Genomic DNA, 19238 nt, shown 5'->3' on the forward strand with positions numbered 1-19238 from the left:
AGTTATCTTCCGAAATAAAAATCTTTTTTGTCAACACGGTTAGGATCCTCCAGCGGGTATTCTTTACGCATGGGGAAAACGGTCATATCATCCACATTTAAAATGCGAACCAGGTTAGGGTGACCTTCAAAGTCAACACCAAAGAAATCGTATGTTTCGCGCTCCATCCAGTTAGCACCGTTCCAAAGCACGGTTGCCGTAGGGATGCGCACATCATTAGCCGGCAAATATACCTTAACTCTTATACGCACATTGTGAACCAGGCTATGCAAGTGATAAATTACACCAATAGCATTTTCCTGCTCGGGGTAGTGTATGGCGGTAATATCGGTAAGGTAAATAAACTGTAAAGACGAATCCTGTTTAAGGTAGGTTAATACATCTATAATATTTTCGCGGGTGGTTTCGGCGGTAAGCAAGCCATAAGGCTCACCGGTAAAAGTTACCAGCTCACCAAACTTACCGGTAACCTGCTGCTGTAATATTTCGTTGTTTAATGCGCCCATTACTGTATTCCGTATGAAGCCAATAATTTAGTGTATTCAGGCGAATCGCGGCGGCGCAGCGCTTCGGTTCTTACCAACTCCTGAATATTCATGAAGCCATCGATAATACCTTCGGGGCGGGGCGGACAACCGGGAACGTATACGTCAACCGGAATAATCTCATCAATACCCTGTAATACCGAATAGGTATCAAATATACCACCGCTTGAAGCGCAGGCGCCAACAGCTATCACCCAACGGGGCTCGGCCATTTGCAAATATACCTGGCGCAGAACGGGAGCCATTTTTTTAGAGATGGTACCCATTACCATTAACAAATCGGCCTGGCGTGGCGAAAAACTCAAACGCTCGGCACCAAAACGTGAAAGGTCATAATTGGAACCCATGGTAGCCATAAACTCTATACCACAGCAAGAAGTGGCAAAAGGCAGCGGCCACAACGAGTGCGAACGTGCTAAACCAATGGCCTTATCTAAACTGGTAGCAAAAAATCCTGAACCTTCAACACCCGGTGGGGCATTAACTATCTGAACATCACTCATTGATAATAACTGCTAAATCCGCGTAAAACGGAGGTTTACAAATTTATTATAATTAACGTGATATCGTATAGTGTAATATGTACAAGGTAGTATTTAGAACCGTTCTAAACTGGCTTAGTCCCAGTCTAATGCGCCCTTCTTAAGCACATAAATGAAGCCTAAAAGCAACGTGGCCATAAAGATGAACATCTCAATTAAGCCTTCGGTGCCCATGGCTTTAAAGTTAACCGCCCAAGGGTACATAAAGATAACCTCTACATCGAAAAGCACGAATAGGATGGCTACCAGAAAGTATTTAATAGAAACAGGTGTACGCGCGTTACCCACTACCTCAATCCCTGACTCAAAGGGAGTCAGCTTGTCGGCAGTTTTACGTTTTGGACCCAGTTTATGGGTAAAAAACATAGTAGTTACCACAAAGCCAATAGCAACCAGCATCTGGATGATAATGGGTAGGTAATTAACGGGTAAACTTTGTGCTTCCATGCAGCAAATATAATCGAAATGTTGAATAAAGAAAAAGGCCGCATATTATTGCGGCCTGTTGTTATTAAGCGAGTGGTTATTACTTGCCTTTTGCGGCTGCACCACCTTTACGTTTAAAGTAATCGAGCGCCGGCCTGTTGGTTGGATCGGCTTCACGGGCTTTGGTATAATTTTCGGATGCTTTAGCAGCATCTTTCTCTTTATACTCGGCATAAGCACCTAAGTAAGCATAAGCTTCGGCTAAGTTTTTCTTATCAGCCTCCGTTGGGGTTGGCTTAGCAGTAGTATACTCAATCAGTTTTTCATAGAATGGTTTGGCATAACCTACAATGTTGTTACGGTCCTTTTCTTTCAAATCATACAATCTTGCGCGATATAAAGTAACCATGGTGTTAGGCGTGGTTAACTTTGATTGGATGTGTGAGAAAGCAGAGTCTGCTTTAACCAATAACATGGTATCTGCTACAGGCTTAGGTGTTGCTTTGCTCGACAGTTGATCGCCATAAGCAAAGTAGTAGCTAAAACCTTCAGAGAAGTAATCGTTCAAAGTAGCCTTGTTCGATTTAGAAACGTATTGAGCATAGTTATCACCTGCCTTCACAAATTGACGTTTAGCGTAGTAGATTTTAGCTATATCGGCATATAAATCGCCCATGGTGGTATCTAACTGAACTGTTTTCTCAAAAGTTTGCAGTGCAGCAGTGGTATCTTTAGCTTTTAACTGTATACGGCCTAAATAATAATAATCATAAGGAATTACTCGCTTAGGGTCAGCTTTAGTTAACCAAGTATTCAAAGCAGTATTAGCGGTAGTATAATCTGCATTTTCATATCCTGCGTAACCTAAATAGCGATAAGCTCTTAAGTTAGCGTTTGGCATTTTAGATAATGCAGTAGCTTCCTCTTGCAATTCTTTAAATTTACCTGCCTGGTATAAAAAGTCGGCATAGCGTAAACGCGACTCTACAGAGTTATCGGTCAAGCTTAAAAATTTACGGTATTGCTCAACAGCTTCGTTCACTTTAGCTGACGCCTGAGCAGGAACCTTTTGCGCCCAGCGGATATCGGTTTCGGCCCACTCACGGTAAGCAGGACCAAAATTAGGATCGATAGCTAACGCATCTTTAAATTCCTTTTCCGACTCTTCCCAGTTATTAGCCTGGCGCCATACCACACCGGTAGAAACCTTGGCAGCTGCCAGTTTAGGGTTTAAATTCAACGCGTTTTGGTATGCAGTAACCGCTTCAGTATTCTTTAACTGTGAACGGTAAGCATCGCCCAAAGAAACATAAAGATCAGGATCTTTAGCATTAACAGCAACACCTTTGGTTAACACAGCTACAGCCGCGGCACCATCAGGTTTATCACCTAAAAGGTAGCTTTCACCAACATACTGATAAGGCTTGCTGTCTTTACCAGCTAAACTTAAAGCCTGGTTAAAATTGGTTTGCGCACCGGCTTGATCTTTGTTAGCAAGTGCTACAGCACCTAAACCTGCATAGTTTAATGCCGATTTTGGGTTAGCGGCCAAACCTTTTGTAAAAGTGGCTTTGGCACTATCAACATATTCTTGTTCTAAATATACCCAACCCAGGTAAAAGAAATTTTCATCTTTAGTAGACTGTGTAGCTGTCAAGTTTTTAAGCATCGACTTAGCTTTCTGATATTGTTCGGCGTCAATAGCTTTCTTGGCGTCGGCAAGACTCTGCGCAAAAACTGATGAACCTATAAATACCAGGCCAGTGGCTACCCCTACAATTTTACTGCTCATATTCTTCATGGCTCAATTTTATAGTTTAACTTAATTATTTAACAATATTAATTTCCCTCGAAGGGATAGAATCCGGTAATAAACCAGATTTTAGTATGATTCTTTGCCCACGGTCGCTGTGCAAAAAATCGGCGAAGGCTGTGGCTAAGCCTTCTCTGCCCGTGCAATTTATATAATACAAGTTGCGACTAAGCGGATACTGTTTTAGAGCCAATGTTATCTGCGATGGTTTAAAATACTGTGTCGACGCTTTGTCACGATCGCTACCTTTCACTGCAACAATCTTAACTTTTGCGGCCGCTGCAGCATAATCATCATCAGGCTCATTTAGCCAGTTAAACCCTACTATGCCAATAGCATTCGGATTTTCACTAACATAAGTAATAACGTCTTTGTTGTTATTTAAAGCATAAATATTTTTTTGCTTCAACTCTTTACTACCCGATAATTCCTTCAAATACCTTACCAAACTTGAATTAGGGTTATCAAAAACAACGTTCTTATCCGTCATTAGTTTTCCGTTCAACACCTGTTTTAACTCGTTTACTGTAATTAAAGTATCGTTTGAGCGCTCATTCACTATAATAGCAATAGCATCGTGTGCAAAGGGCGTAGTTTCTGGCGGCAGGGTACGGCTGGTAAGTGAAGCGACCTCTTCTGCATTCAATTCGCGTGACAGAATTGCAGTACGAATGCTGTCGCTCAGCAATAATTTAATTACCTCAGATTCAGGTTTGAATAATAGTTCGGGCTTTGTATCAGGATAGAGTGACTTGAAAACATATTGCTCTTCCTCAAGTATGGGCTTGAAAGATTCATCGGCCATTAAGAAAGCTTTACCCGATATAGCGGTGTCGTTTTCCTTTAACTTACCCGATTTACGGTTGCACATTACAAATGCAACCATCACAACCATACATCCTGCAATTATTTTCAAACTGTTACTCATGGTATCTCTGTTTTCATGATACGGGTAAAACGCAGTATTCCATAAGCGATGAACAAACCGCCAAAAGTATAGCGTTGCGTATCGCTCAGGTTCAAAGGCAGTGCTTTCCAAAACATGATAAGCACACCTAAAATAAATATCCCTATAAATAGGGCTGCTCCTAAAATAAACAAAAACCGCCTTTTGGGCGATTTTTGTTTATTAAAATCTGAATTTAACATTCAAATAACTTATTGATCATTCAATGTAAATACGATAGGTACCGTGTATTGTACACGTACAGATCTACCATTTTGACGGCCCGGCGTCCATTTTGGTGAAGATTTTACCACACGGATAGCTTCTTCTTCCAAGCCTGAACCAAAAGTACGTCCAACCACTTTAACATCGGTTAAGCTACCGTCGCGCTCTACTACGAACGTTACGTTAACACGCCCTTGTACACCGTTCTCTTGTGCTACAGCCGGGTATCTTACCGATTTTGACAGATACTTGTTAAAGTCACCGTTAAAGGCCGGTAATTGCTCAACCGAAGTAAAGATCTCGTTAGGGTTTGATTCTACTACCGCGGCGCTAACCGGAGCGTTACCAACAGGCTCGTCAATACGAACGGTTTGTGTAGGGTCACCTTTAATATCTTTCTGACCTGGGTCAGCCACTTTCAGATCTTCCTGTGTTGGTGGATCTTTCTCACGTACTTGCTCATCCGGTTTTACTATCGGAGGAGGGAACTTCACCTGGTCAATCTTTGGCTTTTGAGGCTCAGCAGTTGGCGGAGGTGGCGGAGGTGGTTCGCTCTTGTTAATGGGTGGCGGAGGTGTTAATACCACTTCCTGAATTTTAACCTTCTCTTGCGGAGGAGGAATCAATCCTTTGATCTTGTTAATGATAGTTGGCAACGAAACTGCGAAGACGAACAGCACCGCTGTAATAACCAAAGCTACTATAGTGTTACGCGCGTTATTTTTACGTAACTGGTAAGCGCCATAGGCTTTGTTCCTATCATTAAAAACAACATCAATCCACTCTGTTTTTAATATGTCTAATTTTGATCCTAATATAGCCATGGCTTTTTTAGTTTTTAACGTTTAACAAAGTGTGGTTCTTAAAATAGATTGTCTCGTTTCAGGAGGTCAATTTCAACCGGCGATATATCAACTATGGCAAAGGCCATGTTATCGGTAATATGTAATTCGTCAAGCACGTCAACCACGTTTTTGTAAACTGATTTTTCACTCGGCTTAACAATTACAAACATAGTTTTACCAGTTGTTGATTTAACTCTTTGCGATTGATCTATTAAAACCTTACGTATACCTTTATCACCTTTGCTGTAATCGCCAACGGTTGGAGGAGTTTTACCAGGCTCGCCAACAAACCATTCCAGTTTGTTACCGCTACCTAATAAAACGGTCATTGTACGCGAAGCAGCAATTGGCTCCTGTGTATTCTTATCATCTTTGTCCGGCATGGCCAAGTCCATTGCTTTGGGCTTGTTCAGGGTGGTAGTAAGCATAAAGAATGTTACCAATAAGAAAGCCAGATCCACCATTGCTGTTAAATCAACACGTGTACTTTGCTTCTTACTTCTAACCTTCCCGCCTTTTTTTCCACCCCCGCCGGAGGTATCTAATTCTGCCATTTTATTATTTTCCTCTTAATGTAGTAATTAAACTAAACTTATTTACTTTTTGCTTTTGCAATATGGCTATAATACGCTGCATAGTAGGATACTCTTCATTACTGTCGCCTTTAATAGAAAACAATAATTCTTTGTTGGTTAAGTTTTTTTCTACTACACGTGCTTCGTGTACCCAGTTATACAATTCGTTACTTACCGAATCGGTAGGAATACCTTTACCGGCAGTAATAACAGCTTTGCGTTGCTCGGAATCCATAGCCAGGTATTGCTTAAGCTGTTGAATAGGAACACCTACGTTATCCAGATTCTGAAATTGCTTAACCTCACTTGGCGTGAAACCGATACTATATTTGGTACCCATTTGCAGCAAAGTTTGTTTGCGGTTTTCAGGACCATCTATGGTAAAGAAAACCTTTCCTTTACCAACAGTTAAAATGGCAACTCCTGATTCAGGCAAAGTTTGCTCAGTTGCCGATTTCGGCATATCAACAGCAACCGGATCTTCTACCTTGGGCTTGGCCGTTAATATAAAGAAGGTAAGCAAAAGGAAAGCCACGTCGCACATGGCGGTCATGTCAATTGCTGTACTCTTTCTTGGAACTTTAATTCTTGGCATTTTGCTTTATCTTTTAAAAATCAATACTATAACTGGTTAATTATCAACTGCTCCGCTACTTGCAGCAGCGAAGCAGTATCTATAAAACCAACGTTTAGTATTTATCTTTATTTTTGTGTGAAGCAGCAAATGTTTGTACAATGCTGAAACCTGTTTCGTCAATAGCGTAAGTCAGTTTATCAATTTTTGATGTAAAGAAGTTGTACATGATAATTGATAAAGCCGAAGTACTGATACCTAGTGCAGTGTTAATTAACGCCTCAGAAATACCGGTTGCTAACTCAGATGAGCTTGATGCACCAGAATCACCTAATGACTGGAAGGCCTTGATCATACCTGTTACAGTACCTAACAGACCCATTAACGTACCAATAGATACTAAAGTAGCGATGATGGTTAAGTTTTGCTCTAACATTGGCATTTCCAATGCAGTTGCTTCTTCAATATCTTTTTGGATAGCTAAAGTTTTTTGATCAACATCCAGGTTTGGCTCAATTTCCATTTCGCGGTATTTTTTCAGACCCGATTTGATAACGTTAGCTACAGAACCTTTTTGTTTGTCGCACTCAGTGTTTGCAGCGTCGATGTTACCTTGGTTTAAGAAAGCATTGATCTTTCTAACGAAAGCATCAACGTTACCTGTACCAGAGGCTTTGCCAATAACTACAAAACGCTCGATAGAGAAAACGATCAGCATCAGGAACATGGTCATTAACACGGGTACGATAACACCACCTTTATGTACAGTACCGAAGTAATCTACAGGAGCGCCTTTTTCTACATCACCACCTTTGTAATGGCTTGGATCTCCCAAAACAAACATGAAAATCAATATTGCGATTACGAAACAAATTGGAATTACTAATGAAGCGAAAGCGCCTGAGTTGCCTGAGCTTTCGTTTTTAACAGGGGTAGTTGGTTTTGATGGTGCGGTTGCCATTACTTTAAATTTAGTTTTAGTTTTTGTTTATCTATTTAGTTAATTAAATATACGAGTTACAACGAATAACAAATTTATAATTTTATGAATATAAATTTAGTCAAAATGTTATTCTTTACAATTATTTAATGTCAGATTATTAGGTATGTAATTTTCTGCAATATACTACTTAACGTAATCAGTGACATATATTATGTTACACAAACATTTTTTTGCAATGAAAGCCATTTTTTTTAATAATAACAAGCAATGCTTATTAAAAATGTGTAACTAAAATGATATGTGCCTGCTTAAAGCGCTATTATCATTTTAATTGATTGCCTAATATACGTGTATTTGCTGTTGTTAATGATAAAGCAAGCGCTGATTTTATAAAAAGTTTGCAATAATTTTATAGAAACATGCCTCAGGGCCAAAATAGGCTTGATGACGAGCATTATAAATATGTTGTAAACAATAAAAATGGGATTTAGCCGCCGGCTTTCTTGGCTTTGTAGCCATCCGTTTGTAGTAGAGTGAGAATTTTGTCTCTGAAATCGCCTTGTATCAATATTTCATAATCTTTTACCGAACCACCTACGCCGCATTTGGTCTTTAGCTTCTTGCCCAGTTCATCCAGATCGGCTTCGGCACCGGCAAAACCGGTTAAACGGGTAACCAGCTTACTGCCGCCCTTACGGTCTAAGTATATTTTGAGGTTTTGCTGTTGCGGCGGAGGAGTTACAGTGCCTTCTGTTGAATTGTTATCCAGTTCAAAATCGGGGTTGGTAGAGTAGATCATTCCACCGTTGCTGTTCTTGTTTTTTTTCGACATGGCTTTTTACCGGCTGTACTGGCGGCCTACAATAACTTTTAACGATAGCGGTACCACCTTTATTTCGGCAGTAGCACCTATAGTTTGCGGCTCGCCGTCAATATGTGCAGGACCTGCGGCTTTACGTTTAATTTGTATCTTTTTACCCCGTATGATCTCTACAAAACTCGATTTATCGGCCGTTTTGGTGAACATCCGCAAGCCCATCTCCGGGAAACGGTATAAGGGGAAAGGTTTGATTACGCATACATCCAGCAAACCATCCTGTACAGAGGCCTGCGGCGATACATGTGCATTGTTGCCATATTGCGACGAATTGGCAAAGCTTAACATAAACGCATCGCGGTCATATTGCTTACCGTCAATTTCCATATGGTAGCTTTGCGATTTATAGCTAATGATTTCCTGCAATGCCGATTTAAAGTAGGTAATAAAGCCTCTTTTTGTCTTTTGTGCAAAAACCTGGCTTATATGAGCATCAAAGCCCATACCGGCCATGTTAAAAAACCACTGCCCGTCCATTTGCCCGGCATCTATCAATTCAATATTATTATCATTAATATTTTGAATGGCCTTAGCAGTATCCATAGGTATACTTAAAAACCTCGACAAGCCGTTGCCCGAACCAAATGGAAGTATACCCAAGGCGGCTTGCGTACCCACTACTGCCGATGCCACTTCGTTTACAGTGCCATCGCCACCAACAGCTATAATGCTTTGATATGTTTTAGCGGCTTCTTTAGCCAGCCAATGGGCATGCCCGGCTTCTTCTGTAAAAACAATAGTATGCTCAACCGTAGCTTTATCCAAATGCTGCTGTATAAGCTGGGGCACATGTTCCTTGCTTTTACCGCCCGCAATGGGGTTTATAATAAATAAAGCTTTCCTTTTCAACTACTTTTATTTTCGGCATCAAAAGTAACCCTATTTTCGGCTTTTGTAAAATTGTTTTACTTTTGCCCACTGAAGGTGGACTGATTTGATAAAACTGCGTTAAGCAGTCGGATTGCAACCACGTAAAAAAGTGCTAAAACCAACTCTTCTTTTTTACCGCAATCTCTTCGTTTCAGCTGCTTTTTTCAATTACATTTATATTATATATAGAAAATATTATGCCGTATTTATTCACTTCAGAGTCCGTATCAGAAGGACATCCGGATAAAGTAGCCGACCAGATATCGGATGCACTCATTGATAATTTTTTAGCCTTTGATGCCGATTCGAAAGTGGCCTGCGAAACGCTGGTAACCACCGGACAAGTTATCTTAGCCGGAGAAGTAAAATCAAAAGCGTATTTAGACGTTCAAAAAATTGCCCGCGATGTTATAAACCGTATTGGTTATACCAAAGGCGAGTATATGTTTGATGGTAGTTCTTGCGGTGTACTATCGGCTATTCACGAGCAATCTCCCGATATTAACCAGGGGGTTGACAAGCAAGACCGCGAAGAGCAAGGTGCAGGTGACCAGGGTATGATGTTTGGCTATGCTACAGTTGAAACCGATAACTACATGCCCCTGGCTTTAGATATTGCCCACGCTTTATTAATTGAGCTGGCTGCCGTTCGTCGCGAAGGTACAGATATTAAATACCTTCGCCCGGATGCGAAATCGCAGGTTACACTGGAATATGATGATAACAACCAGCCGCAACGTATTGATGCCATTGTAATTTCTACCCAGCATGATGATTTTGATGAGGATGAAGCTATGCTGGCTAAAATTCGTGAGGATATTATTGGCTTTTTAATTCCGCGTGTTAAGGCACGTTACCCTAAATATGCCCACTTCTTTAACGATGATATCACTTACCACATCAATCCAACCGGTAAATTTGTAATTGGTGGTCCGCATGGCGATACCGGTTTAACAGGCCGTAAAATTATTGTGGATACTTACGGTGGTAAAGGTGCGCACGGTGGTGGCGCATTTTCGGGTAAAGACCCGTCAAAAGTAGACCGCTCTGCTGCTTATGCTACCCGCCACATTGCCAAAAACCTGGTAGCGGCCGGTGTTTGCAATGAGGTGTTGGTACAGGTGTCTTACGCAATTGGCGTGGCACAACCTATGGGTATTTATATCAATACTTATGGTACCGCCAAAGTTGATCTGCACGATGGAGACATTGCCCGCAAAGTAGAAGAATTGTTTGATATGCGCCCATACGCTATTGAAACCCGCTTTAAACTGCGTAACCCTATTTATAGCGAAACTGCCGCTTACGGTCACTTTGGTAAGCCAAGCCAAACCGTTACCAAAACTTTTGTCAGCCCCGAAGGCCGCGAAGTAACCAAGGAAGTGGAACTGTTTACCTGGGAAAAATTAGACTACGTTGAAAAAGTAAAGCAGGCTTTTGGCTTGTAATCATTTGATACGCTAATGCATTGAAAAGAGCGACAGATAGTATCTGCCGCTCTTTTTATTTTAACCTGCTCACTAATTATGTCTGCTCCTGCCCCACCACCCCGCTTGCTCGTTATATTGGCGTTTATAGCTGTATATTTTATTTGGGGATCAACTTATTTGGCCGTACGCTTTGGGCTTGCCGGCTTTCCGCCTTTCATTTTAGTAGCCTTACGCTACATTGTAGCAGGTATACTTATGCTGGCTTACTGCAAAATTAAACGGGAAGCTTTCCCTCCAATTAAACTGATGAACCTGCAAGCTATAAGTGGTATACTCATGCTGGTAGGCGGTACCGGCATGGTAGCCTGGGCCGAGCAATACATCACCTCGGGACAAGTTGCGGTTTTAATTGCAGCCCAGCCCTTATGGTTCCTGATACTGGATAAAGCCAACTGGCGACAATATTTTTCAGAGAAATACATCATTACAGGTTTACTTATCGGTTTTTTGGGTATTTTTCTGTTTATGAAATTGGGCCATGAAGAAGCCAGCAAAACTTCTACGATGAATGTTATTGCCATGATAGGGGTACAAATTGGTGCTATGCTTTGGGTGGTTGGTTCGTTAATTACCAAGAAGAGTAAAGGCAGCAGCAGCGTTATTATGAACAGCAGCATTCAACTGATAGCAGCCAGCATATTTAGCGCACTGGTGGCTTTGGTTGCGGGCGAGTATTCGGGTTATAGTTTTACCCATGTGCCGCTAAACGCATGGCTGGGGCTTATCTTTTTGATCACGTTCGGCTCGTTGGTGGCTTACCTGGCTTATATCTGGCTGCTGGGTCACGTTGCCCCTGCGTTAATTAGCACCTACACCTATGTTAACCCGGTTGTAGCCGTATTTTTAGGCTGGGCATTAGCCGATGAAAAGTTTTATAGCGGTCAGTTTATTGGTTTGACCGTGATATTGATTGGGATTTTGCTGGTTAATGTGCCGGGATATAGGAAGAGTAAGGTTGAATAATGCTTGCATTTATCTTGTCATTTCGAACGTTGCTCCTATTTCCCTGAGTTAGTGCGTTTTGAACTTCGGCTTATGCTTGTAAACTCACTTCGTCTGCTCAATTGCCGCAGAGGCTGTTACTTTGTCATAGCCACAAAGTAACCAAAAGGCCTATCCAGCGCAATCCCTGCCTTTGCCCACAAGGCCCACTCCCGGCCGGGTGCGCTGGCAGGCCCTCGCTTCTTTTGACCATTTGAAGGATCATAGCATAACTCAACTTTTTTATATTGTATTTTTTCAATTCCCTCCCTAGGGAGGGCAGGGAGGGGTTTAATGAAACGGTTCATCAACCATGGATGTCAAACCCCACCTTGCCACTACACTTTCCAGCCGCACTCTCCCCAAGGAGGGAATTTAAAGCACAAAAAGTTTTCATATCCTAAGTCAATCCCCCAGCAAAATAAAAAAAGAGACACCCAAAGGCATCTCTTAATTCAATATATGATATGGTTAAGGTGTTGCTATTTTATGCTTTTGCGCTCTACAATAAAATATCCGATAAAGAAGATCACAACGGCGGTACCTAAGCTGAACAATACATCGTTGGTAAATAAATCTAAACTTGTAGAATTTTTCATCTTCTTACTCATGCCCATAACAGCTAACAGTGGTTGCGAGTATGGAAATGTATAAGCATATTCCCATCTGGCGGAGGTAACTAATATTACACCTACAATAACGCCTACAAAGCCAATACCCATAGGCTTCAAAAAATCCTTCCACAAAAGGCTCATGATAAATTGCAGCGACAAAATGCCCATGGAGGCCATAAATAGTTTGAAATATATCTGGAAAAGCTCCTTTTCCATATGGTAGCCACTAAATTTCAGTTTTGGCTGAATGGCTCCCAACAGGTTACCGAAAGCCCAGGTAAATGTGGCAAACAGCATCAAGCTTATCAGTATCAGCAATACCGCGTATAAAAATTTAGCGGTGTAAATACTCCATTTGGGTATAGGTAAGGTGAACAAGGTTTTCCACGTGTCTGATTTATGCTCAATGCTATTTACCGAGTAGGCAATAAATACAATAAACATAGGTAACAACAACGACCCCATAATACCAATGGGAATACCGGCAAACTGTGCCCATATAGCTACTGGAGGCAGCATAGCCAGCTTATCGGCTTTCATAAAGAAGCCAAAGCTTACCAGCAACATCAAGATCAAAGGCAAAAGTATAGCACTCCAGAAACCCAGTGTTTTGCGGCTTTTATAAAATTCTGATTGCAGAGAGAGTAAAAATCCTTTCATTGTGGGTTAGGCTTCTTTAGTGATGTTCAAAAACAGTTGTTCCAGATCTTTTTGTACTTTGCCAATGCTGTACACCTTGTGTCCGTTTTCATGTAAACCAGCATTAATGGCAGCGGTAACCTCTTTAGAGGCATAAGGCAGTGTTAAAAAGTTGTCGGTAACGTTAGTAACCTCATACCCGCCTTTTTTCAGGAAATTGGCAGCATCAACCGTGTTGTCGGTTTCTACCTGTACCATAGGTTGACTTATATCCTCGAGATCCTTAATACTACCCTGAAATAACATAGAACCGTGGTTAATGATGCCTACATGCGTAGCCATGCGCTCAATTTCGGCCAGTAAGTGGCTGCTTACAAAAACTGTTTTATTCTGCTCTTTAACCAGTTTTACCAACAGTTCCCTAACTTCAATAATCCCGTTAGGATCTAACCCATTGGTAGGTTCATCCAGAATCAATAGTTTAGGATCGGCCAGCAGCGCCAGGGCTATACCCAGGCGTTGTTTCATACCCAGTGAATAAGCACCTGCTTTTTTATGGGCGGCATCGTTCAAATGCACCAGCTTCAGCATATCATCGGCACGGCTGGTAGGCATTTGCAGCAAGCGTGCACGATTAATGAGATTTTCTTTACCGGTTAAGTGGGTATAGATAGCAGGCTGCTCAATAAGCGAACCTATTTGCGACAGTATCTTAATACGGTTGCTTTGCAGCTCTTGCCCGAATATATTTATACTGCCTTCCTGTATTTTTAACAGGTTGAGCAGCATTTTTATAGTGGTGGTTTTACCGGCACCGTTAGGACCTAAAAAACCGTATATACTCCCCTCGGGCACCTGTAGGTTAAGCGACTTAACCACCAGCTGGTTGCCGAAGTAAAAGTTAAGATCCTGCGTTTGAATTACCATAATTGATCTTTAGATACTGAACAAACAAATTTTACTAAATGTACACCTTTTGAGAACAAAGAGGTGGTTTGTTCAACACTGGCAACGCTATTATTTTCGGCGAAGTGTTTAGCTTGCTCAAATTGGTAGCTTACGCCCAAGATCACTGCAAAAAATACAGGGATTAATAATAATATAAAAGGGTTAAGGTTTGATGTAAACTTTTTCATTGTGACTGATTTGATGATACAAAGTAAAGTCAAAAGAATGTCACCATAAATTTAATTAGACCAACTGACCGGAATTATAGATGAACGGGTATTTTACCCTATTAAACCGTTCATCGATAATTATAACCTGTTTATCGGTAAAATTACGGGGTGCATATAATTTGCCGCATAAAGTGAGTTGCAACGTTTATATTAGGAGAAATGAAAAAAAGCTGGCAAATATTTTGGCATACGTTTTTTTGGGTTAGCATCATTTCCTTTTTTGTATTTGTTGCGCATAATAATACCAAAATGACCGCTACCGACCTGGCGGTCACTTTTGCCGGATACGGGTTGATCAACATTGGTTTGTTTTACCTGAACTACCTCAAGCTTATACCCCGCTACCTCGATAAAAAGATTTATGGTAAGTACATATTTGTAGTACTTATCACCGTTATACTTTTCGGGTTTCTTAAATACGGACTGGGACTGCTTTTTCATCAGCATATATTAACCAGCCGCAACGGCAATACGATAAGTTTTGCCTCTTACTTTGTAAGTACCATATTTACCAGCTTAATATTTATACTGTTAAGTATAATTTTACGCTTTACAGTAGACTGGTTTTTAAACGAGCGTATACAGCGCGATTTGGAAAACCAGCGCCTTACCGCCGAATTGGCCTTGCTCAAGTCGCAAATTAATCCGCATTTTCTGTTCAATTCGCTTAACAGTATTTATTCGCTGGCTTATCAGCGTGCCGAAAACACGCCCGAGGCTATCTTAAAGCTATCGGAAATTATGCGTTACATGCTGTATGAATGTAACGATAATAAGGTTGACCTGGCCAATGAGTTACAGTACCTTCAAAACTTTATAGATCTGCAAAAGATTCGTTTTGGCGATAATTCATACGTTAATTTTCAGGTAGAGGGAATAATTACCAACCAGCGTATTGTGCCGTTGCTGCTTATATCTTTTATTGAGAATGCCTTTAAACATGGTGTAGCTAATGATGCCGCATCGCCAATACAACTTAAAATTACGGTCGACGATGGTCACCTGCATTTTTACATGCACAACCGCAAACACTTGCACAACCGCGATGCTGCCGGCGGCATAGGCCTAAACAATGTTAAGCGCCGATTAAAATTATTATATCCTAACCAATATCATTTAATTATTAATGATACGGTTGATACCTATACTTGCGAATTATCATTAATTTTATAGCATGATACGATGTCTGGTAGTTGATGATGAGCCTTTGGCTTTACATGTGGTAGAGGACTACATATCAAAAATTCCGTTTTTACAGCTGGTAAAAGCCACCACCAGCGCCATTGAAGCACTTACATTGGTGCAGGACGGCGGTATTGACCTTGTTTTTTTAGATGTACAGATGCCCGAGCTTACCGGCATTCAATTTTTACGGATATCCAACGGCAAGGCCAGAGTTATATTAACCACCGCATACCCTCAATACGCTTTGCAGGGGTATGAACTTGATGCTACCGATTACCTGCTTAAACCTATTGCCTTCGACCGTTTTTACAAAGCTGCGCAAAAGGTACAGGCTACCATGTTCCCGGCCAATAAGCCTGTAGAAAAAGAGGAACAGCAACCACAATCAGACTTCTCTAACGATTTTATTTTTGTTAAAACCGAGCATAAAATACAAAAGGTATATCTTAAAGACATCCTTTTTATTGAGGGGTTGAAAGATTACATCTCCATATTTACACCGGCCGAGCGTATTATTACGCTACAAAACATGAAAAAAGTAGAAGATGCTTTGCCCGAGCGCCACTTCATCAGGGTGCATCGCTCCTACATTGTGGCCGTTAACAAAATTGACAGCATTGAGCGCAGCCGTATTTTTATAGGCGATAAAGTGATTCCAATCGGAGATACCTACCGCGACGATTTCTTTAAGATGGTAGAGGAGAAGAACATATAAGCCCCAGCCCCCCTAAAGGGGGAGGATAGACACAAGAGCCAAGAAGCAAGAACTTAGATAAACGGCTCAAAATACTCTTGTTTCGTGGCTCTTGTCTCTTGGATCTTTTGCTTCCCCTTTAAGGGTGTTAGGGTGTTCTTTTTCGGATCGCCTCCTCGGCTTCCTTAACTAATACATCTGCAGTGCGGCCGTTAGGTTCAATAGGGGTAAGCACTTCAAAGGTTAAATGCTCAAACGGGCCAAGCGGGTAAATGCCATGTTGCACCATTTTCCAAGCATTGTTAATAGCAATGGGCACCAACAAAGCATTGGGGCATTTCTTAAGTATAGTAGCCACCCCTGCCGATTGAAAGGGTTTTACATGCCCGTCTTTAGATCGTGTGCCTTCCGGAAATATTACGGCCGACCAATTGTTATCCTTCATACGGGTACCAAACTTAACCAGTTCGGTAATTGATTGACGCGGATCTTTGCGGTCTATGTTGGCACCACCGCCTACTTTTAAATTATAGGAAATAGAAAGAATACCTTTGGTCAGCTCTATTTTGGAGATGAATTTAGCATGGTACTTGCGCAAGTAATAAATAAGCGGCGGCACATCGTACATGCTTTGGTGGTTGCAAATAAAGATGATAGGGCGGCCTATGGGCAGGTTTTGTTTGTTGGTAAATGTAACACGGTTACCCAACAAATAGTAAGTTTTAGTAAGAAAGTAATTTAAAATATCTACCGATCTTTTGTGTGCGGCATAGCCAAAAGCCGTATAGCAAACCCACTGTATGGGTTGAAATATCAAGAGAAGTAACCCAAACGCAGGATAATGAATGGCCGAAAGAATGTATCCGAAAAACTTTTTCATTAAACTACAAAGGTAATATTTTGGAGTAAAGAGTAGAGAATCAAGAGTACAGATTAAACAAATCTATATTCCCGATTCTATATTCTGTACCTAATACCTAAGTTAAAGTTTACCTTCCATGATCATTAGCTGCACTCTCAAAACGGCAGCTACCGTTAATGAATCGGTAATTTCGCTATTGCATACCATGCGGTATACCTCACTGAAAGGAAGTTTTTTGATGATGAGTTGTTCGGTTTCTTCGGGCTCGGCTTCAAACTGTTCCAAATCCTGGGCTAAATAAACGCTGCCATATTCATCCCCTACCGAATTGGAAAGGTGGATGCGGTTAAGTTCGGTCCAGCGGTGGGCTTTTAAGCCGGTTTCTTCCAAAAGCTCGCGTTTGGCACTATCCAAAGGATCGGTACCCAACGGCGCACCACCCTCGGGCATTTCCCAGCTATACTGGTTAAGCACAAAACGGTATTGGCCCACCAGGTAAGTGTTCATATCCTTATCGAGCGGTAAAACACCTATAGCCCGGTTTTTATAATGAATCTTACCATAAATACCGGGATTGCCCGATGGATTGATCACCTCGTGATGAATAAGGCTGATCCATGGATTACTGTATACTTCTTCTTGAGAGGTTATTTGCCAGGGATTTTCTTCCGAATTATTTACCATAATATATCCTCTTTATCTTACCGGCTTGGGGTAAACGGCCAGGCTCTCATGGCCATCGGCGTCCACAGCCTGTACCGCAAAGAAATAATTATCTTTCGAATATTCTGAAGTAAACTCAGTACCGGTTACAAATATCTTCTTTTCCCAATAGGGGTTAATGGTTTCGCGCATTAAAATGTAGTAGCCTGCCGGTTGTTTGCCTGCTTTGGGAGCTTCCCACTTCAGTGTAGTTTTATTGGTTAAGCCACTGGTGCTTACACCCACATTTTGAGGCTGTGCTGGTGCCATGGCCAGGTTGGCCAGCACCGATAAGTTCATCCTCGCTACTTTTTGAATGTAATCGTAATCGGCAAAATCGGGCATATCGCCATAATCAACGCCCTTTTCCTTGCGCACGTTTTGATGCTGACGGTTAAAATCTTCGTTCATCTCGGTAAAGCGCACTGCGGTAAACCCATTTTGCAGAAAAGGTGTTTGATCCCCTCCACGCAAAAAGCGGTCGCGCCGATAGATCATTTTCACATCCAGGTGGTCCACATAACGCTCGCCAATCTCTTTTACATAACGCGCTAACTGGCGCGACGGACTATCATTTTCACCGCCATTTCCTATCAGGCTGTTAATAGCGCGTGCATCACCGGCAGCCGTAGAGGGCACCCCTTCGCTGAATACGCGTATAGTGCTGTTGTTTTTAAGTCCGTTTTCCATGCCGTAGGTGTTACCTACAATATCATTATTGAGCATGGCATCTACGTTCCATTTTTCGGCTTTGGCACGTTTGGCTACGTTGGTAGAGCCGTTTAAGCCCTGCTCCTCGCCTACTACGGTCATAAATATAATAGTTGCCGGGAATGAACGTTTAGCCATCACCCGGGCCAGTTCCATAGATACGGCGGTACCTGAAGCATCATCCACTGCACCTGGAGCCACTGAAGATGAATCTTTTATATCATTTACCCGTGAATCATAATGGCCTGATACCATGTAGATTCGGGTATCGGTTGGGTCGGCGCCTTTGAGGATGGCCAGCACGTTTTTCAGTACTGTGGGTTTGCCTATGCGGCCACCTGCGGGTTGAGTAAAGGTGTCAAATTCTACTTTCATGCGGCCGTTAGAGGCGGCGGCATAGCGTTCCATTTCGGCTTTGATCCAGTTGCGGGCGGCACCTATACCGGTGGTTTTACTGGTGGTATCGCTCAGGGTGTGGCGGGTTTTGAAGGTAACCAACTTACGCACAATAGCTTCTATATTTTGAGAAGACACCTCGTTATCCATTTGCTTAATGGCGGCATCTTGTTTAACCGTGGTTTGCGCCATGGCAGCAGGCACAACAAACAACAAGGGAAGTAAAAGTTTAAATTTCATGAAACGGGGTATTTATCATAGCAAGATACTGTTTAGCCCCAACAAGTACACTTTGCGAAACAAGATTTTTACTTAAAAATATTACCTGTAAAATGCCATTTTGGGCTTTTCAAAAGTTCATATAATTACCGAAACTCCTCCAATAATTACAAAAAACTTCATATTTCCTCAAAAAAGTAGATGGGAAAAATTAGGCTTTGATTTTCGGGGTTTGGGGTCATATCGAAGACTTTTCAAGACCGGTGAAAACTGGTTAAAAGATTTTCAAAAGTTTATTAGACCCCTCCCTCCCAAAACTCGAGCCGGCCGCACCCCCCCCCCGTGGGAGGGAATTATAAGATCTCTTTTTTCGGAGCGTAAAAAAG

General features: G+C 41.7%; 23 protein-coding genes. 5 read left to right on the forward strand and 18 right to left on the reverse strand.

All coding sequences use genetic code 11. The features are described from left to right. Positions 1-2: 2 nt before the first annotated feature. From IEV61_RS04510 to IEV61_RS04555, 10 genes are all read right to left on the reverse strand, one after another. Positions 3-506 (reverse strand): NADH-quinone oxidoreductase subunit C, encoded by a 504-nt coding sequence (locus tag IEV61_RS04510; protein ID WP_188414154.1) that lies wholly within the window; start codon positions 504-506, stop codon positions 3-5. Continuing rightward, the gene (locus IEV61_RS04515) at positions 506-1048 is read right to left on the reverse strand and encodes an NADH-quinone oxidoreductase subunit B (RefSeq protein ID WP_188414156.1); all 543 of its coding nucleotides are present in this window, start codon (positions 1046-1048) and stop codon (positions 506-508) included. The genes IEV61_RS04510 and IEV61_RS04515 overlap by 1 nt, the downstream gene beginning before the upstream one ends. Positions 1049-1162: 114 nt before the next feature. Beyond that, positions 1163-1534: an NADH-quinone oxidoreductase subunit A gene (locus tag IEV61_RS04520; RefSeq protein ID WP_188414158.1), complete on the reverse strand. Its 372-nt coding sequence runs from the start codon at positions 1532-1534 to the stop codon at positions 1163-1165. A gap of 79 nt (positions 1535-1613) precedes the next feature. Beyond that, on the reverse strand, positions 1614-3314 hold the full coding sequence (locus IEV61_RS04525) for a tetratricopeptide repeat protein (protein ID WP_229747031.1): 1701 nt from the start codon (positions 3312-3314) through the stop codon (positions 1614-1616). A 25-nt stretch (positions 3315-3339) separates the two neighbouring features. Then, positions 3340-4254, reverse strand: a complete 915-nt coding sequence (locus tag IEV61_RS04530; protein WP_188414160.1) for a PstS family phosphate ABC transporter substrate-binding protein — start codon at positions 4252-4254, stop codon at positions 3340-3342. After that, positions 4251-4475 carry a hypothetical protein gene (locus IEV61_RS04535; RefSeq protein WP_188414162.1) on the reverse strand — a complete coding sequence of 75 codons (225 nt, stop codon included), beginning with the start codon at positions 4473-4475 and terminating at the stop codon, positions 4251-4253. Before IEV61_RS04535 ends, IEV61_RS04530 begins: the two co-directional genes overlap by 4 nt. A 9-nt stretch (positions 4476-4484) precedes the next feature. After that, complete coding sequence (locus IEV61_RS04540; RefSeq protein WP_188414164.1) at positions 4485-5321, reverse strand: energy transducer TonB; 837 nt, start codon at positions 5319-5321, stop codon at positions 4485-4487. Positions 5322-5359: 38 nt separating this feature from the next. Continuing rightward, positions 5360-5896, reverse strand: a complete 537-nt coding sequence (locus IEV61_RS04545; protein ID WP_188414166.1) for an ExbD/TolR family protein — start codon at positions 5894-5896, stop codon at positions 5360-5362. A gap of 4 nt (positions 5897-5900) precedes the next feature. After that, complete coding sequence (locus IEV61_RS04550) at positions 5901-6512, reverse strand: ExbD/TolR family protein (protein WP_188414168.1); 612 nt, start codon at positions 6510-6512, stop codon at positions 5901-5903. Positions 6513-6606: 94 nt separating this feature from the next. Beyond that, a complete protein-coding gene (locus tag IEV61_RS04555; protein ID WP_229747047.1) occupies positions 6607-7326 on the reverse strand; it encodes a MotA/TolQ/ExbB proton channel family protein in 720 nt (239 codons plus the stop codon). 7 nt (positions 7327-7333) lie between these two features. Between IEV61_RS04555 and IEV61_RS20570 the strand changes: the two genes are divergently transcribed. Continuing rightward, positions 7334-7495, forward strand: a complete 162-nt coding sequence (locus tag IEV61_RS20570) for a hypothetical protein (RefSeq protein WP_229747032.1) — start codon at positions 7334-7336, stop codon at positions 7493-7495. 426 nt (positions 7496-7921) lie between these two features. Here the strand turns inward: IEV61_RS20570 and IEV61_RS04560 are convergent, their stop codons facing one another. After that, positions 7922-8266: a translation initiation factor gene (locus IEV61_RS04560; RefSeq protein ID WP_188414172.1), complete on the reverse strand. Its 345-nt coding sequence runs from the start codon at positions 8264-8266 to the stop codon at positions 7922-7924. 6 nt (positions 8267-8272) lie between these two features. Beyond that, complete coding sequence (locus tag IEV61_RS04565; protein WP_188414174.1) at positions 8273-9160, reverse strand: diacylglycerol/lipid kinase family protein; 888 nt, start codon at positions 9158-9160, stop codon at positions 8273-8275. 218 nt (positions 9161-9378) lie between these two features. Here IEV61_RS04565 and metK point away from each other — a divergent pair, with 218 nt between their 5' ends. Both metK and IEV61_RS04575 read left to right on the forward strand, forming a co-directional pair. Then, positions 9379-10629 (forward strand): methionine adenosyltransferase, encoded by a 1251-nt coding sequence (gene metK, locus IEV61_RS04570; RefSeq protein WP_188414176.1) that lies wholly within the window; start codon positions 9379-9381, stop codon positions 10627-10629. A 78-nt stretch (positions 10630-10707) separates the two neighbouring features. Next, a complete protein-coding gene (locus IEV61_RS04575; protein ID WP_188414178.1) occupies positions 10708-11634 on the forward strand; it encodes an EamA family transporter in 927 nt (308 codons plus the stop codon). A gap of 500 nt (positions 11635-12134) precedes the next feature. Here IEV61_RS04575 and IEV61_RS04580 read toward each other — a convergent pair whose 3' ends face one another. Genes IEV61_RS04580 through IEV61_RS04590 form a run of 3 tightly spaced genes read right to left on the reverse strand, consistent with a single transcriptional unit; the run spans position 12135 to position 14041 of the window. Continuing rightward, a complete protein-coding gene (locus IEV61_RS04580; RefSeq protein WP_188414180.1) occupies positions 12135-12926 on the reverse strand; it encodes an ABC transporter permease in 792 nt (263 codons plus the stop codon). 6 nt (positions 12927-12932) lie between these two features. Then, positions 12933-13832 carry an ABC transporter ATP-binding protein gene (locus IEV61_RS04585; protein ID WP_188414182.1) on the reverse strand — a complete coding sequence of 300 codons (900 nt, stop codon included), beginning with the start codon at positions 13830-13832 and terminating at the stop codon, positions 12933-12935. Next, positions 13826-14041 carry a hypothetical protein gene (locus tag IEV61_RS04590; RefSeq protein WP_188414183.1) on the reverse strand — a complete coding sequence of 72 codons (216 nt, stop codon included), beginning with the start codon at positions 14039-14041 and terminating at the stop codon, positions 13826-13828. The genes IEV61_RS04585 and IEV61_RS04590 overlap by 7 nt, the downstream gene beginning before the upstream one ends. A gap of 201 nt (positions 14042-14242) precedes the next feature. On the opposite strand from IEV61_RS04590, the gene IEV61_RS04595 reads away from it, so the two are divergent. Continuing rightward, positions 14243-15256, forward strand: a complete 1014-nt coding sequence (locus IEV61_RS04595) for a sensor histidine kinase (RefSeq protein WP_188414185.1) — start codon at positions 14243-14245, stop codon at positions 15254-15256. 1 nt (position 15257) lies between these two features. Further along, on the forward strand, positions 15258-15983 hold the full coding sequence (locus tag IEV61_RS04600; RefSeq protein WP_188414187.1) for a LytR/AlgR family response regulator transcription factor: 726 nt from the start codon (positions 15258-15260) through the stop codon (positions 15981-15983). A gap of 127 nt (positions 15984-16110) precedes the next feature. Here IEV61_RS04600 and IEV61_RS04605 read toward each other — a convergent pair whose 3' ends face one another. The 3 genes from IEV61_RS04605 to IEV61_RS04615 all read right to left on the reverse strand — a co-directional run bounded on the left by IEV61_RS04605 (position 16111) and on the right by IEV61_RS04615 (position 18873). Beyond that, complete coding sequence (locus IEV61_RS04605) at positions 16111-16842, reverse strand: lysophospholipid acyltransferase family protein (RefSeq protein WP_188414189.1); 732 nt, start codon at positions 16840-16842, stop codon at positions 16111-16113. A gap of 102 nt (positions 16843-16944) precedes the next feature. Beyond that, positions 16945-17508 carry an NUDIX domain-containing protein gene (locus IEV61_RS04610; RefSeq protein ID WP_188414191.1) on the reverse strand — a complete coding sequence of 188 codons (564 nt, stop codon included), beginning with the start codon at positions 17506-17508 and terminating at the stop codon, positions 16945-16947. A gap of 12 nt (positions 17509-17520) precedes the next feature. Next, entirely contained in the window at positions 17521-18873 is a 1353-nt protein-coding gene (locus tag IEV61_RS04615) for a M28 family peptidase (protein WP_188414193.1), read from the reverse strand. Between the last annotated feature and the right edge of the window lie 365 nt (positions 18874-19238).

Source organism: Mucilaginibacter galii (genome assembly GCF_014635825.1).
In the GTDB taxonomy this organism is placed as follows: domain Bacteria; phylum Bacteroidota; class Bacteroidia; order Sphingobacteriales; family Sphingobacteriaceae; genus Mucilaginibacter; species Mucilaginibacter galii.